The sequence below is a fragment of the Sphingomonas fucosidasi genome, assembly GCF_036663855.1.
GTDB classification, from domain to species: domain Bacteria; phylum Pseudomonadota; class Alphaproteobacteria; order Sphingomonadales; family Sphingomonadaceae; genus Sphingomonas; species Sphingomonas faeni_B.
This window is the reverse complement of the sequence record NZ_JAXOJR010000003.1, coordinates 112829-127825: the sequence shown is the minus strand read 5'-3', so window position 1 is coordinate 127825 and position 14997 is coordinate 112829. Positions and strand designations below refer to the sequence as shown.

The 14997-nt window shown below is 63.4% G+C and carries 14 protein-coding genes; 8 read left to right on the top strand and 6 right to left on the bottom strand.

All coding sequences use genetic code 11. From position 1 onward, the window contains the following. Positions 1–2: 2 nt before the first annotated feature. From U1737_RS07080 to U1737_RS07065, 4 genes are read right to left on the bottom strand one after another with little or no spacing between them, the layout of a single operon-like run. On the bottom strand, positions 3–2459 hold the full coding sequence (locus U1737_RS07080; protein ID WP_332796155.1) for a TonB-dependent receptor: 2457 nt from the start codon (positions 2457–2459) through the stop codon (positions 3–5). Positions 2460–2511: 52 nt separating this feature from the next. Continuing rightward, complete coding sequence (locus U1737_RS07075) at positions 2512–3342, bottom strand: fumarylacetoacetate hydrolase family protein (RefSeq protein ID WP_332796154.1); 831 nt, start codon at positions 3340–3342, stop codon at positions 2512–2514. A 10-nt stretch (positions 3343–3352) separates the two neighbouring features. Further along, the gene (locus U1737_RS07070) at positions 3353–3790 is read right to left on the bottom strand and encodes a GlcG/HbpS family heme-binding protein (RefSeq protein WP_332796153.1); all 438 of its coding nucleotides are present in this window, start codon (positions 3788–3790) and stop codon (positions 3353–3355) included. After that, complete coding sequence (locus U1737_RS07065; protein ID WP_332796396.1) at positions 3787–5271, bottom strand: bifunctional 3-(3-hydroxy-phenyl)propionate/3-hydroxycinnamic acid hydroxylase; 1485 nt, start codon at positions 5269–5271, stop codon at positions 3787–3789. The genes U1737_RS07070 and U1737_RS07065 overlap by 4 nt, the downstream gene beginning before the upstream one ends. On the opposite strand from U1737_RS07065, the gene U1737_RS07060 reads away from it, so the two are divergent. Together U1737_RS07060 and U1737_RS07055 are read left to right on the top strand one after the other, a co-directional pair. Continuing rightward, entirely contained in the window at positions 5173–5391 is a 219-nt protein-coding gene (locus U1737_RS07060; protein WP_332796408.1) for a hypothetical protein, read from the top strand. The two genes, U1737_RS07065 and U1737_RS07060, sit on opposite strands and share 99 nt — an antisense overlap. A 61-nt stretch (positions 5392–5452) precedes the next feature. Further along, positions 5453–6340 (top strand): LysR family transcriptional regulator, encoded by an 888-nt coding sequence (locus U1737_RS07055; protein WP_332796152.1) that lies wholly within the window; start codon positions 5453–5455, stop codon positions 6338–6340. Between the two features lie 128 nt (positions 6341–6468). Here the strand turns inward: U1737_RS07055 and U1737_RS07050 are convergent, their stop codons facing one another. Continuing rightward, positions 6469–6696 carry a hypothetical protein gene (locus U1737_RS07050; RefSeq protein WP_332796151.1) on the bottom strand — a complete coding sequence of 76 codons (228 nt, stop codon included), beginning with the start codon at positions 6694–6696 and terminating at the stop codon, positions 6469–6471. Positions 6697–6760: 64 nt separating this feature from the next. Continuing rightward, positions 6761–7717, bottom strand: a complete 957-nt coding sequence (locus tag U1737_RS07045) for a LysR family transcriptional regulator (RefSeq protein ID WP_332796150.1) — start codon at positions 7715–7717, stop codon at positions 6761–6763. Positions 7718–7826: 109 nt separating this feature from the next. On the opposite strand from U1737_RS07045, the gene U1737_RS07040 reads away from it, so the two are divergent. From U1737_RS07040 to U1737_RS07015, 6 genes are all read left to right on the top strand, one after another. Then, complete coding sequence (locus U1737_RS07040; protein WP_332796149.1) at positions 7827–8915, top strand: Rieske 2Fe-2S domain-containing protein; 1089 nt, start codon at positions 7827–7829, stop codon at positions 8913–8915. Further along, a complete protein-coding gene (locus U1737_RS07035) occupies positions 8912–10039 on the top strand; it encodes a Rieske 2Fe-2S domain-containing protein (RefSeq protein ID WP_332796148.1) in 1128 nt (375 codons plus the stop codon). Before U1737_RS07040 ends, U1737_RS07035 begins: the two co-directional genes overlap by 4 nt. Positions 10040–10072: 33 nt before the next feature. After that, the gene (gene fdhA / locus U1737_RS07030) at positions 10073–11266 is read left to right on the top strand and encodes a formaldehyde dehydrogenase, glutathione-independent (RefSeq protein ID WP_332796147.1); all 1194 of its coding nucleotides are present in this window, start codon (positions 10073–10075) and stop codon (positions 11264–11266) included. 73 nt (positions 11267–11339) lie between these two features. Further along, a complete protein-coding gene (locus tag U1737_RS07025; RefSeq protein WP_332796146.1) occupies positions 11340–12581 on the top strand; it encodes an NAD(P)/FAD-dependent oxidoreductase in 1242 nt (413 codons plus the stop codon). 197 nt (positions 12582–12778) lie between these two features. Further along, positions 12779–13972, top strand: a complete 1194-nt coding sequence (locus U1737_RS07020) for an IS701 family transposase (protein ID WP_332796145.1) — start codon at positions 12779–12781, stop codon at positions 13970–13972. Between the two features lie 218 nt (positions 13973–14190). Beyond that, positions 14191–14948, top strand: a protein-coding gene (locus tag U1737_RS07015; RefSeq protein WP_332796144.1) for an IS5 family transposase whose coding sequence is annotated in 2 segments (ribosomal slippage) — positions 14191–14515 and positions 14515–14948 — 759 coding nt in all. Because the reading frame shifts where the segments join, the coding sequence is not laid out codon by codon here. Positions 14949–14997: the final 49 nt, after the last annotated feature.

The following is a 14997-nucleotide window of genomic DNA, read 5'->3' as shown; positions in this document are numbered from 1 at the left end:
CCTCAAAATTTCGCACTGACGCGCATTCCATAGGTCCGCGGCGGCGTGACGTTGTAGGTGTAGACGCCGCCCAGACCCCAGGCGTTCGAGGCGACGGGGATCTGATCGCCCTCGATGTTCTGGACATAGGCGGCGACCGAGAACGGCATGCCGGCAGGCTTGATCGTCAGCTGCGCGCTGCTGAGCCAGTTGGCACCGATCGTCTGGAACGGCAGGTATTCAAACCCCACCACGCGGCTGGACTTGTACTGCGTATCGCCGCGCAAAGTGATCTCGGTCTCGCCCAGATGAAACGACTGCTGCACGCCCAGATTGATGGTCCATTTGGGCGACTGATAGGCCTGCTTGCCCGAGCAATCGATCGTGTAGAGCGTCGCGGTCGGGGTCGCGCGGGACACAGCGCAGCTGGTATAGGGCGGCGCTGTGCCGACCGGAACCTGATAGACGAAGCTGTCATACTTGGCGTCGAGATACTGGACGTTGACCGCCAGCAGGGTGTCGCGCAGCGGCAGGAACTGCGATTCCACCTCGAACCCCTTGTTGGTCGAGCGACCGACGTTTTCGGTGAAATTGCCCTGGATGCCGCGGGCGTCGATGCCGGCATGCGTCACCTGCTGGTCGCGATATTTCCAGTAGAACGCCTCCAGATTGAGCTGCAGCTTGTTGTCGAAGAACCGGTTCTTCATGCCGATGGTGTAGGCGTCGATGAATTCGGGCTGGTAGGTTTCCTTGCCGACCGACAGCGAGAAGCCGCCCGAGCGGAACCCGTTCTCGTAGCTGGCGTAGAGCAGCGACCGCGGCCCGACGTCGAACTCGATGGCGGCACGGTAGTTGACCCGGTTGGTCGACAGCGGCGTGTGGACTTCGGTGATGACGCGCTGCGCTAGAGCACCCGTCGTGCCGATCGGGATTGGACCGCCACCGACCGCGGGGTTCGCGAAGCCGACCTGCGACGGGTCGTCGACCGTCGGGATCAGCGGTGCGTTGGGGCAGCTCGGCACGCCGTTGACGCGGGTGGTGCAGACGACCTGGATCAAATCCGCCGTGCCGTCGAACCGCTTGTCCTCGCTGGTGTACCGGATGCCGCCGACGAGCCGCAGCGTGTCGGTGACATGCGCGGTAAGCCGGCCGAACGCCGCGCGTGCCTTGGTCGACGACACGAAGTTCTGGAACGGTGCCAGCCCCTGCTGATTGAAGGTGTAGTTCCCCTTCACCTGCTCGTCGTAGAAGAACCCGCCGAGCACATAGTCGAACAAACCGGCAGCCCGTTCGCCCGCCAGGCGTGCTTCGACGCTGTACTGTGACTGGTCTTCTTGAAGATAGGCCTCGAACGCGGGCACGGTGAAGATCTGGTCGAGCTTGCCGGACCGGAAGGCGGGGATGACGGTCAGCGTGCCGACGCCGGTCTTCCACGTCACCTCGGCATTGGCACCGTAGAAGTTGTTGTTGAGGTACGGCTCGCGATCGAGCGGCGCGGCGCGACGACCGGACAGGCCGATGAAGCGTGTCTGGCGGTAGGCCTGTGCAGCCGGGTCGAACAGGCCAGTCCCGACGTCGAACCCCGACGGAGTCGTCACGAAGACACCCGTCGGGGCGTTGTAGGCGTACCCGAAGGCGTAGCTGGACCCGGTCCCCTTGCCGCCGGCGTGAGAATAGTCGCCGGCGACGCGCACGGTCAGCGTGTCGGTCAGTTCGGCGAGCATCTGAATCCTGACCGCGTACAGATCCTCGTCCGAGGTTCCGTCGCTGAGATAGCCGTCACGCTTCGACCGAAGACCCGAGATGCGGAGCGCACCGCTGTCGCCCATTGCGAGGTTGACGTTGCCCTGCGCCGTCAGCGTATCGTAATTGCCGTAGGACACCGACAGGCCACCGCCAGTACGGCCAATTTCCGGGCGAGATGGAATAACGTTGATCGCGCCCGACGTGGCGTTGCGGCCGTACAGCGTGCCCTGCGGGCCCTTCAGCACTTCGATCCGCTGCAAGTCGTAGATCAGGCCGCCGGTCGAGCTGGCGCGTCCGACGTAGACACCGTCGTAATTGAACGCGACGGCAGGATCGGTGTATCCGTTCACCGCGAAGTTGCCGACACCGCGCACGAAGAAGGTCGTCGCGCTGCCCCCGGCAGGCTGGATGTTGACCGCCGGAACAAGCTGGCTGATGCCGGCAGGCGAGGTGACGTTCTTGTCGATGAGCGCGTCGTTCGACAGTACCGCGACGGCGACAGCGGCGCGTTGCAGATTCTCGGCACGGCGCTGTGCCGTCACCACGATGTCCTGCAATCCGTCCTGTTCGGGTGTCGCGGCCGGTGCCGCCGGATCGGTCTGAGCCGGATTGATCTGGGCCGGATCTGTCTTGGTCGTGGCGCTGTCCGTCACGGGTGCCGTGGTCTGAGCATGGGCCGGTGCGGCAAGCGCCGCAACGCTCGCCCCTGCCAACAAAATCGCTAACGTCTTCATGATGATCCTCTCCCTTTTTTATCATCGCCTGCGGTGCCATTCAGGCCCGCGGTTATTTTTCGTCGATGATGGTGTTGCTGAGCGTGCCGACGGGTCCGATGTCGATATCCACGATGTCGCCGGGCCTGAGCCAAACTGGCGGCTGGCGTTTCGCGCCGACGCCGCCGGGGGTGCCGGTCGCGATCACATCGCCCGGCTCGAGTCGGGTAAATGACGAAACGTAGGCAACGATGGCGGGAATGGAGAAGATCATGTCGCGGATCGGCTGATCCTGCATCACTGTACCGTTCACGCGCGTGACGACGTGGACGTCGGACAGATCGCCCGCCTCGTCTTGGGTCACCAGCCAGGGGCCGAAGCCACCGGTCGCTGGAAAGTTCTTGCCCGGCGTGAACTGCGACGTGTGCCACTGCCAGTCGCGCACCGATGCGTCGTTGAAACAGGCATAACCGGCGATATGGGCCAGCGCGTCCTCGGCGGCGATCGCACGTCCCCCCTTGCCGATCACGATCGCAAGCTCGCCTTCATAGTCGAGATCGGTCGAGGCGCGCGGACGGACGATCGGCGTGGCGTGCGCGACCAGCGTGTCGGCAAAGCGAGTGAAGATCGACGGATGATCGACCTTGGCACGTCCGGTTTCCTGCCGATGGCTTTCGTAATTATGGCCGACGCAAAGGATCTTGGCCGGGTCGGTGACGACCGGCAACAGCTGCACTTCCGCCAAGGGCAGGCGGTCGCCGTCACTTGCGGCCGGCAGCGATCCGGCGCGCAGTGCCGCGCACAGCGACCCACCGGTCGGACCGCCGACGTCCACGATGGCGTCCCAGTCGACGATGCCGAAGCTGGCCGTCCCGTCCGCGCGGCGAAAACTGGCATATTTCATGACAATGTTCTCATGCTGGAGTCCTCAAGATATTCGACGCCGCGTCGAGTCCGGCAAAGGCGCAGGCCTCGTCGACGTCCGACGTGTCGCCGCTGATGCCGATCGCGCCGATTGGCGCAGCGTCTGGCCGGTCGTCGGGCACCAGCACCCCGCCCGCCGAGAGAACGATGCGTCCGCCGGTCGCCGCTGACAGGCTGTTAAAGAATACGGGGTTGGCCGCGGCGCGCTCGGCGAGCACGCGGGTATCGTTGCCCATGCCGATCGCGCCCTGCGCCTTGCCGCAGGCAATATCGATCCGCAGGAAGCTTGCGCCGTCCTGTCGCGCAGCCGCGACGATATGCCCGCCGCCATCGACCACGACGACCGCAATAGGGCGTGCCCCGCGCCGCACCGCCTCCGCCAGCGCGCCGCGCACGATCGCATCGGCGAGGGATAACACAAGGGTCATGCCGCGACCCCGATCGGAACGCTGCCGATCACGCGATGGGACCATTCGCCAATCAACGCCGTAAGGTCACCGGCGGCAAGGCCGAACACGTAGAAGTCGGGCCGCACCAGCACGGCGGTAGCATTGCGCGCTGAGAGCCAGGCCTGAACCGCGCCGCCGTCATCAAGGGCGGTGACGTCGAATGCGTGGATAGCATCCGGCAATCCGGCACCAGCGGGCGAGCCGGTCGTGAACAGCCGCCAGCCGCCGCCGGTCACAGTGTCCAGCAGCCGGCCGTCGCCCATCCGCGGCTGAATGAATCGCTCCCCGACCGACGGTCCGGCGACCACGCCGTCGCGGATCGGCGGGATCAGGTCGGCGGCGGTGGACGTCGCTGCCCCATTCGCTTCGCGCTTTCGCATGGCGGCATCGCGATCCGCCGCGGCGGCGGCGTCGAGCATGCAGATGTACCGACCGGCATCGACCGCAGCGGTAATTACGGCGCGGACATGCGGATCGCGCTCCTGCTGATAGGTGTCGAGTAACGCCAGAGGGGCCGCGCCGCGCGCGACATGATCAATTTTCCAGGCCAGGTTGGCGACGTCGCGCATTCCGTGACACATGCCCTGTCCGAAGAACGGCGGGGTCTGGTGCGCGGCATCTCCGGCCAGAAATACGCCGCCGACGTGCCAGGCCTTCGCGACGAGGCCATGGAACCGGTACGTCGTCGCCCGGACGATCCGGTGCGGTACGCCCGAAAGCCACGGATCGATCAGTCGGGACACCGATTCCGGTTGCATCATCGTCGCATCGTCTTCTCCCGGCAGCAGCATAAATTCCCAGCGACGGTGATTGCCCCGACCCGGTACGACCGTGCACGGGCGAACCGGATCGCACATCATGACCGACAGCTTTTGAAGATTGGCGTCGTCGGGAACGCCGGTCAGCGGCGGAAAGCGTACCGCGCCGTCGACCTCTGCATCGACCACCAGCCACGGCTCCTCGAAATCCAGGTCCTCGAGCGCGACGTTCAGCAACTTTCGCACCGTACTGCGCGCGCCGTCGCAACCGATGACCCATCGCGCGCGCGCTACCGCATCGCCGGCCGCATCGCGTATCTGCAACGTGACGCCGTCGTCGTCCTGCGACAGGCCGACGACCTCAGTCCCCAGACGCAGCGATACCGTGGGGAGTTCGGCCAGGGCACCGCGCAGGTGGTTTTCCAGTTCGGGCTGATAGAAGAAATAGTCGTTGGACCAGCCGAACGGGCGGGGCCGTCCGACCGTGCCCATGTATCGGATGACGCCGTTGTCGGCACCGATATGGAGGTGCCCGTCGGTATCGCGCACGTCCGGGGACACGCGTTCGGCGACGCCAGCGGCTTGGAACAGCCGCATCATCTCATGATCCAGATGAACGGCACGCGGCAAGGGGAAGGGCTCGGCCGCTCGCTCGATCGCGACCGTTTTCAGGCCAAAGCGTCCAAGCAGGTTCGCCGCCAAAGCGCCGACTGGGCCGCAGCCGACGACGGCAACGTCAAAATCTACGTCTTTATCCATTGCCTCGGTCAAGCCATCCCTCCACGCCGGTTAGCCAGCTTGACATGGGAATGGGCCTCTTGATCAAAAACGTAAAATAGTGTTTCTTTCTACATCCACAATTATTCGGTATGGATGATTTGTCTTGGCGATAGACCCGCGCGGCCTTCGAACCTACCTCGCCGTCTGTCGTGAAGGGTCAATCAGTGCCGCAGCCCGGCAACTGAACATCTCGCAGCCGGCGGTGTCTGTGACGATCGCCCAACTCGAACGCGCTTCCGGCGGCATTTTGTTTGAGCGAAGCCGGTCGGGGATTATGCTGACGGCGGCGGGTATCGCCCTGTTGCATCGTGCCGAGGCGTTGGAAGTATTGCTGCGCAACGCCGCCGAAGACGTTACGCTGGCTCGCGATCACGTCGAGGGACCGTTGCGCGTGGGGGGAACACCGGGCGCTCTGGTCAGTCTGGTTCCAGACGCGATCAATCGGCTGACGCGGGCCGGGCGAACGTTCGGCGTCCACGTGCTCGAACGCTCCGATTCCGAATGCCAGGAACTGCTGCGCCGGGGCGAGATCGAGATCGCTGTGGTGACCGTCGGGATCGAGGCGCCGCCGGACGATATCCAAGAAACCAAGATCGCGAGCGATCCGTTTTCCCTGATCGTAGGACCAGCGAACCATGAATTGCCAGACGCAATGTTGCTAGACGCAGCCCGCGATCTACGTTGGGTTCTACCCGACGCGGCCGGGGCCTTCCGACGTCAGCTCAACGCATTGTTCATGGCTGCAAACGTGCCCCTTCCCAACGTAGTCGTCCGGTGTGACTCACTGCTCACAACCAAGGCCATCGTGCGCGGCGGCGACCACGTAACTATTCTTCCTAACGATGTCGCTGGCGCGGAGATCTCAATCGGGGTGTTGCGTGCGATCCGCCTTATCGACGCGCCAATCACCCGATCCATCGGTGTTCGGACTCTTGCAGGCATTCCGCTGTCGAGGCTCGCTCGAGCTGCGATCGAGGCGATGCGGAAATGACCCCCCATGCGGATCTGCATGGTTAAACCCGGGCACGTGAGTGTCGCTGCTATTTGGTGACGAAGGACTTGAGGACTAATCCCGGCGATCCACTGCTCGCCAATGGTAGAGCATCTTGCGATTGCGCCTCAAATGCATCCCGTCGAGGGAACAGAGCCAGTGGCGAAAGCCGCGCATCGACTGAATCTCTGACGGCGGACGTCGCGGACGAACATTGGTCCGAACCTGTTCCACCCGAAGCGCACCGTCTCGTGGCGGATGTCGATGCTGCGCCCGAACAGCAGGTCCTCGACGTCGCGCACTGACAGCGGAAAGCGCACGTACATCGTCACGACGCGCCGGATCACCTCGGGCAATGAGTTGAATCGGAGGGTGCCCTTACGAAGATGAGGTGACGGCGATCGGGTACTTACTTAGCGGCTATTCCCTAGGGAGAAAGTTCGACCAGAACCGCGAGTTGGGATTGCGCGTCGGATCACGCCCGACGAACAGGTTCGCGACCTGCCGGCGCAACCACGCGCTTGCAGGATTGGTGTGCGCGCGGCTGTGCCAGAATTGCTTCAGTTCCACAGCGGGAACGTCGAACGGGAGCGGCAAGGCTTTGAGCTGCAGCAATCGCGCATAGATACGCGCCACGGCCAATGGCACGACGGTTATCATGTCGGACTGCGCGACCAGGAACGGAACGCTCATGAAATGGGGCGAATGCAACACGATGCGCCGATGGTGCCCCAATTCACCGATCCGCCGTTCGAAAACGTCTTGGCTGCGCCCGTCCTGGGCGACCACTGCATGTTCTTCCCGTAAATACTGGTCGAGCGAAAGGGTGTCGCGGATCCGGGGATGGGTGGTACGCACGAGGCAGACGAACGGCTGTTCGAATAAGGTCTGCTCGAAGTAGTTGCGGCTGTCGAAACCGATAAGGTGGCCGAGGGCAAGATCGATCGTCCCGTCCGCGAGGCCCTTGACCAGCTCGGGCAGGTCGACCGCGACCGAGCGGACTGACGTACCGGGTGCGATCTGGCGGAAGCGATCGACTAGGTCGGGCAGGAACGACAGGTCGCCAAGGTCCGACAGGCTCAGGACGAAGCAGCGATCCGACGATGATGCGACAAACGGGGTCGCGGGTATCACTTCCGTGCGGATTGTCACCATGGCGCGGCCGATGGGATCGCGCAGCTGCTCGGCCACTGCGGTCGGGACCATGACGCCGGCCTGGCGGATGAAAAGCTCGTCGCCGAAATAAATTCGCAGCCGCCGCAGCGCTAGGCTGACGCCTGGCTGAGACATGCCCAGAGTCGCCGCCGCGCCGGAAACCGTATTCTCCTTGAACATCGCATCTATTACGCGAAGCAGGTTAAGGTCGAGGTTCATCATATCGTCTGCTTATACTTACTATTGACCTGGCGCGTCATGCTTATGGCGACGATCGCTGCTAATCTCCAAATATTAGCCGGCAAACGGCACCGCGAGACGGGAGAGAGAAATGCCGAACGTGACTGCCAGCAAACAGGACGGCTTCCTCTACGATTCATGGTATGTCGCGGGCTGGCCGTCAGAGCTTGCTCCAGGCGACCGACTTGCGCGGACCTTCCTCAACCAGGCGATCGTTCTGTTCCGCACCAACTCAGGCGAGGCGTGCGCGCTGGAGGATCGTTGCTGTCACCGGGCGCTGCCGCTCAGCTTCGGGATGGTGGCCGGGGAGCGGATCCGGTGCAGCTATCATGGACTCGAGTTCAACACCCAGGGGATCTGCGAACATATTCCGGCCCAGGACAAGATCCCGTCGACCGCCCGCGTGCGACGCTATCCGCTGGTCGAGCAGGACGCGCTGCTGTGGATATGGATGGGGGACCCCGCGCTGGCTTACCCGTCGGATATCCCGCGGCACGGCTGGCACGCAGACCCGCAGTTTCGCTGGCGTCCTCATCATTATGCGGTGAACGGCAATTGGGAGTTGTTGATCGAGAACCTGATGGATCTATCGCATCTTCCCTACATCCATGCCCGCACGATCGGCGGCAATCCGGCGCTTCATTTCGGCACCAAGACGCATGCCTCGCGCGACGGCGACACCGTGCGGGTGGTCCGCCACATGCCCGAATCCGAACCGCCGGCGACGTACCAGGCAGCGATGACGTTTCCGGGTAAGATCGACCGCTGGCAGGAAGTCGAATTCCGTCCGGGTCGCATCCTGATCCATACCGGGGCCTGTGATGCCGGCACGGGCGCTTATGATGGCCAGCGCGACCACGGCTTTTCGATGATCGGCTTCCACGGCATCACCCCGGAGACTGAGCGCACAACCCATTATATTTGGTCGATCGCGACGAACGCGATCGATGAAGGCGTATCGGACCTGGTCTTCCAGCAGACGGCCGACACCTTTCGCGAGGATCAGGAGGTGCTCGAGTTACAGCAACTGCGCCTCAACGCCGATCCTGATCGCCCGCTAGTCGACATCGCCAGCGATGTCGGTTCCCGCCAGGCTCGACAGGTGCTGCGCCGCCTAATGCGCGCCGAGCGCGAACCCGCCTGCATCGCGCCATCGCACGATGAAAGGATCAACGCATGAACCCCGTTTCATCAGTCGCGGAGCCAGCTGTGTCCCCCGGTCCGACGAAAGCCGCAGCGACCTGGCCGGTCAACGCTTGGTATGTCGCCGCCACGCCCGAGGAGATCACCGAAAAGCCGCTCGGCCGACAGATTTGCGGCGAGCGGATGGTGTTCTTTCGGACCGCTGCCGGCACGGCGAAGGCGCTGGAGGATTTCTGTCCGCATCGTGGCGCACCCCTGTCACTGGGTTTCGTCCGCGACGAAACGCTGGTGTGCGGTTATCACGGCCTGGCGCTCAACTGCGACGGACGTGCCGACAACATGCCGGGCCAGCGCGTCAAGAACTTCCCGGCCATCCGCGCTTTTCCGGTGATCGAACGCTACGGATTCATCTGGGTGTGGCCCGGTGATCCGGCGCAGGCGGATCTGACAAAGATGCCTCACCTGGCCTGGGCGGAAAGTCCCCACTGGGCATATGGCGGTGGCCTGTTCAACATCGCATGCGATTATCGCTTGATGATCGACAATCTGATGGACCTAACCCACGAGACCTATGTCCACGCCAGCAGCATCGGCCAGAAGGAGATCGACGAGGCATCGGTAAAAACCCGGGTTGAGGATCAGGAGGTCATCACGAGCCGGATCATGGACCGTGTCGGCGCGCCACCATTCTGGCGTATGGCCTTGCGTGGGGCGGGGTTGCCCGAGGACGCGATCGTCGACCGCTGGCAGGTCTGCCGGTTCAATCTTCCCAGCCATGTCATGATCGAGGTGGGCGTCGCGCTCGAAGGGCGGGGCGGGTATGATGCCGACAATGCCGACAAGGCGTCGAGCATCGTGGTCGATTTCATCACGCCCGAAACCGAGACCTCGCACTGGTATTTCTGGGGCATGGCGCGCCAGTTCGCCGTCACGGACGAGGCGCTGACCGACTCTATCCGCGAAGGCCAAGGCAAGATCTTCAGCGAGGACCTCGATATGCTGGAGATGCAGCAGCGCAATATCCAGCGCTACCCCGAGCGCCGCCTGATGAAGCTGAACATCGACGCGGGCGGCGCCCGGTCGCGGCTGATGATCAACCGGGTGATCGCCCAGGAAACGGCCGGCGCATTGGCGTCCGACAACGCGCAGGCGGTCGCCTAACCACTTGGCCACCGACGAACGAGAGGATGGACTATGAGCGATAGCAACAAGGGTGTCGTGTATCTTGGCCCGAACCAGGTCGAGGTGCAGACGATCGACGATCCGAAGTTCCAGGCACCCGATGGGCGCCGGATCGAGCATGGCGTGATTCTGAAGGTTCTGACGACGAACATCTGCGGATCGGATCAGCACATGGTGCGCGGTCGAACGACAGCCCCGTCCGGGCTGGTGTTGGGTCACGAGATCACTGGCGAGGTGATCGAAAAGGGCGCCGACGTCGAGATGCTGGACATCGGCGACATCGTGTCGGTACCGTTCAACGTGGCATGCGGACGCTGCCGAACGTGCAAAACGCAGGACACGGGCGTGTGTCTGACGGTGAACCCGGCACGTGCGGGCGGTGCTTACGGCTATGTCGACATGGGCGGATGGATCGGCGGCCAGGCCCGCTATGTCATGGTGCCCTATGCCGACTTCAATCTGCTCAGGTTTCCAGACCGGGATCGGGCGATGGAGCGGATCCGCGACCTCACGATGCTGTCGGATATCCTGCCGACCGGCTTCCACGGTGCGTTAAAGGCGGGCGTCGGAGTGGGTTCGGTCGTCTATGTCGCCGGCGCCGGGCCGGTGGGCCTTGCTGCCGCGGCGTCGGCGCAGATACTGGGTGCGGCCGTCGTCATGATCGGCGACTTCAATAAGGAACGGCTTGAACATGCCCGAAAGGTCGGCTTCGAGCCAGTCGACCTGTCGAAAAGCGATCGCCTGGGCGATATCATCGCCGAGATCACTGGCAGCAACGAGGTGGACGCCGCGATCGATGCCGTCGGGTTCGAAGCGCGGGGCCATACCGGCGCAGAGCAGCCAGCGGTGGTGCTCAACCAGATGATGGAGATCACCCGCGCCGCGGGTTCGATCGGCATCCCTGGCCTCTATGTTACCGAGGATCCGGGCGCGGTCGATAGCGCGGCAAAGCAGGGGAGCCTGGCGTTGCGGTTCGGTCTGGGCTGGGCGAAGGCCCAGTCCTTCCACACGGGCCAGACACCGGTGGTCAAATACAACCGGCAACTGATGATGGCGATCCTGTATGGCCGCCTGCCCATCGCGGATATCGTGAACGCCAAGGTCATACCATTGGAGGAAGCACCAGCCGGTTACGATGTGTTTGACAAGGGTGCGGCACAGAAATTCATTCTCGATCCGCATGGCGTCGTGGCGACGCGGGCGTGATCATCCACCGGCAAGGCGGCGCCTGCCGTCGCCGACGCTGCCTGTCTGCCCCTGTCGAAGCGATCGTGACAGCATGACCAGATCCGACATCCTGATCGTCGGCGCTGGCCATGCCGGCGCGCAGGCGGCTATCGCGCTGCGCCAGCTGGGTTTCAATGGCACCATCGGCCTGCTCGGCGACGAAACCGAACTGCCTTACGAGCGGCCCCCGCTATCGAAGGACTATCTGTCGGGTAACAAGCCGTTCGAACGGATACTGATCCGGCCGCGCGCCTTCTGGGTTGATCGAAAAATCGACATGCTGCTCGGCCGTCGCGTCGCCACTGTCGATCCGGCCGGGCATAGCGTGACATGCGTGGACGGGACGCTGATCGGCTATGGTTCGCTGATTTGGGCGGCGGGCGGCGCGCCGCGCGGGCTGACCTGTCCGGGCCATAATCTGATTGGCGTGCATGGCGTACGCACGCGGACCGATGTCGATCGGATGATCGGGGAACTCGACGGCGTGACGACGGTCGTCGTCGTCGGCGGCGGCTATATCGGCCTGGAGGCGGCTGCCGTCCTGACCAAGCTCGGCAAGCGCGTGACTGTGTTGGAAGCGCTGCCGCGCGTCCTGGCTCGCGTCGCCGGCGAGCCGTTGTCGCGCTTCTACGAAGCGGAGCACCGGGCCCATGGCGTTGACGTGCGGTTGGGCGTGACGGTCGAATGTATTGAGGAAGCCGGTGACCATGTGACGGGTGTCCGGCTGGCCGGCGGCGAAATTCTACCGGCGCAGATGGTCATAGTCGGCATTGGCATCATCCCCGCGGTCGAGCCGCTGCTGGCGGCGGGCGCGGCGGGTGGCAATGGCGTGGACGTGGATGCGCATTGCCGGACCACGCTGTCCGACATCCTTGCGATCGGCGATTGCGCCGCGCACGAGAACCATTTTGCCGATGGCGCGCGCATACGAGTGGAATCGGTGCAGAATGCCAATGATCAGGCGAATGTTGCCGCCAGGACGATCGTCGGAAACCCAACCGCCTATCATGCGGTGCCCTGGTTCTGGTCGAATCAATATGACCTGCGGCTGCAAACGGTCGGTCTGTCGACAGGGTATGACCAAACCGTGGTGCGCGGCGATATCGTCGGGCGGTCCTTCTCAATCGTCTACCTTAAGGATGGCCGGGTCATCGCGCTCGACTGCGTCAATGCTGCCAAGGATTATGTCCAGGGGCGCAAGCTGGTCGAGGCGGCGGCACCACTCGCCGCAGCCGTGCTGGCCGACACTGGTTTGCCGTTAAAGGACATGCTGCCGCCGGGACGGCCTGCCTGACCGGCATGGCGGTCACCTGCGCCATCCGCCAGTCGGTCAGTCTCTTCAGCAGCGCCGCTTTGACGTATCTGTCCCATATGGCTTTCATTCAAACGAAAGGATCGCACCATCAAACCGTGGGATCAAACACCCTAGCATTACAGTTGCGCATTTGATTGAAGTCTGAATCAATGGGTCTCCATGGCAGGAGACCGTGGATGACGGGTGTATCGATTGAGACGACGCTGGAGCTTTGGGCGACATCGCTGCGTGATGTGAAGGTGCGGATGCGGGGTTTGTTCACGCAGGAACGTGTCGCGGCATCCGCGGGGTTGTTCCTGGACGGGCTGCTGGGCGACGAGCGGCGCAAGACCGGCTGGATGCGCGCGGAAGCGGCAGGCGATCCGGGACCGTGGCGGCAGCAGGCGATCCTCGGCCGCGGTCGGTGGGACGCTGACGCGCTGCGTGATATCGTACGCGACTATGTCGTCGAGATGCTGGCTGCCGAGGATGCGGTGCTCGTGATCGACGAGACGGGCTTCCTCAAGCAGGGCAAGGCGTCGTGTGGTGTCTCGCGCCAATACACCGGGTCTGCGGGCAAGATCACCAGTTGCCAGATCGGCGTCTTTGCCGCCTATGTCTCGCACCACGGTCACGCCTTTATCGACCGGGCGCTATACCTGCCGAAGGTTTGGACGAGCGACAGCGAGCGTATGGATGCGGCCCATGTTCCAATGGAGACGCGGTTCGCGACCAAGCCCGCCTTGGCGGTGCAGATGATCGCACGTACGATTGCAGCCGACGTCCCGTTCGCCTGGGTCGCCGCTGATAGCGTGTACGGCGTCGGCGACGTCGAGCAGGCGCTACGCAGAGCCGGGAAAGGCTATGTCCTCGGCGTTGGCTCCAACCATCACTTTGGCTCCTGGGTGGGGAAGCCCGCCGTTTTCGGCACCGCAGGCGAGATCGCACAGGATCTCGATCCCGTCGCCTGGCATCGCCTGTCGGCAGGTGAGGGCACGAAGGGGGCAAGACTGCACGACTGGGCCTATCTCGAACTCGCGGACATCGAGGCTACCGATTACGGTGAAGGACGCCCAGCGGTGTGGACCCGTGGCTTGCTGATCCGACGACATATCTCGGACGGCGAACTGGCGTTCTTCACGACCTGGTGCCCGACCGGGACCGGGATCGATGCGCTCGTGAACGTCGAAGGCCACCGCTGGGCGATCGAGGACAGCTTCGAGACGACCAAGAACGAACTCGGCCTCGACCATAACGAAACCCGGTCCTGGCATGGATGGCATCGCCACGTATCGCTGGTCATGCTCGCGTTCGCCATGATGGCAGTGATCCGCCACCACGCAAACGAGGTGACGCCCCCAAAAAGAATGCGCACGACACCCCCGCGCTGATCCGTTGGTCCATACAAGAGGTTCGACGCATTGCCGTTCGGCTTGCCCAGCGCCGTATCGCCCCCGCCCACATCATCGCATGGTCGTTATGGCGACGAGCGCACCAAGCGGCCGCCCGCCACGCACATCTCAAATCAAGAATGCAACTGTAATGCTAGGGTCAGGACCCATTGATCTGAGCGGCTCGATCTGGTTCAGGCTCCGTGAGGAGACCGAGGATGAGCGACCTGTACTGGCTGACCGACGAGCAGATGGCGCGGCTCGAACCGTATTTTCCCAAGAGCCACGGCAAGCCACGGGTTGATGACCGGCGAGTGTTGAGCGGCATCGTTTTCGTCAACCGCAACGGGCTACGATGGTGCGATGCCCCTCGGGAGTATGGCCCACACAAGACGCTCTACAACCGGTGGAAGCGATGGGGCGAAAGGGGTGTCTTCCTCCGCATAATGGAAGGACTGGCGGCCGCGGGCGCCACGCCGAAGACGATCATGATCGACGCGACCTATCTGAAGGCGCACCGCACGGCGTCCAGCCTGCGGGTTAAAAAGGGGGCCTTGGGCGCCTCATCGGTCGCACCAAAGGCGGTATGAATACGAAGCTGCACGCCGTCACCGATGCAGAAGGCAGACCACTCAGCTTCTTCATGACCGCGGGCCAGGTCAGCGACTACACCGGCGCTGCCGCGCTGCTTGATGATCTACCCAGGGCGCAGTGGATGCTGGGCGACCGCGGCTATGACGCAGACTGGTATAGGGACGCCCTTCTGGCAAAGGGCATAACGCCTTGCATTCCGCGGCGAAAATCCCGGATCATTCCCGTCAAATATGACAAGCGCCGCTACCGAAGCCGGAGCCGTATCGAGATTATGTTCGGTCGTCTGAAGGACTGGCGCCGCGTCGCTACCCGCTACGATCGATGCCCGACCGTCTTCTTTTCCGCTATCCCGCTCGCCGCCACCGTCATCTTCTGGCTCTGATCAATGAGTCGTGACCCTAGCTCTCCAAAAGCCGTTATAAATGGCCACA

What these genes read in the sequence shown, in the direction of transcription:
- U1737_RS07080 (WP_332796155.1), bottom strand. Translation starts at nt 2,459, where the DNA reads ATGAAGACGTTAGCGATTTTGTTGGCAGGGGCGAGCGTTGCGGCGCTT.
- U1737_RS07075 (WP_332796154.1), bottom strand. Translation starts at nt 3,342, where the DNA reads ATGAAATATGCCAGTTTTCGCCGCGCGGACGGGACGGCCAGCTTCGGC.
- U1737_RS07070 (WP_332796153.1), bottom strand. Translation starts at nt 3,790, where the DNA reads ATGACCCTTGTGTTATCCCTCGCCGATGCGATCGTGCGCGGCGCGCTG.
- U1737_RS07060 (WP_332796408.1), top strand. Translation starts at nt 5,173, where the DNA reads ATGATCCAGATGAACGGCACGCGGCAAGGGGAAGGGCTCGGCCGCTCG.
- U1737_RS07045 (WP_332796150.1), bottom strand. Translation starts at nt 7,717, where the DNA reads ATGATGAACCTCGACCTTAACCTGCTTCGCGTAATAGATGCGATGTTC.
- U1737_RS07040 (WP_332796149.1), top strand. Translation starts at nt 7,827, where the DNA reads ATGCCGAACGTGACTGCCAGCAAACAGGACGGCTTCCTCTACGATTCA.
- U1737_RS07035 (WP_332796148.1), top strand. Translation starts at nt 8,912, where the DNA reads ATGAACCCCGTTTCATCAGTCGCGGAGCCAGCTGTGTCCCCCGGTCCG.
- fdhA (WP_332796147.1), top strand. Translation starts at nt 10,073, where the DNA reads ATGAGCGATAGCAACAAGGGTGTCGTGTATCTTGGCCCGAACCAGGTC.
- U1737_RS07025 (WP_332796146.1), top strand. Translation starts at nt 11,340, where the DNA reads ATGACCAGATCCGACATCCTGATCGTCGGCGCTGGCCATGCCGGCGCG.
- U1737_RS07020 (WP_332796145.1), top strand. Translation starts at nt 12,779, where the DNA reads ATGACGGGTGTATCGATTGAGACGACGCTGGAGCTTTGGGCGACATCG.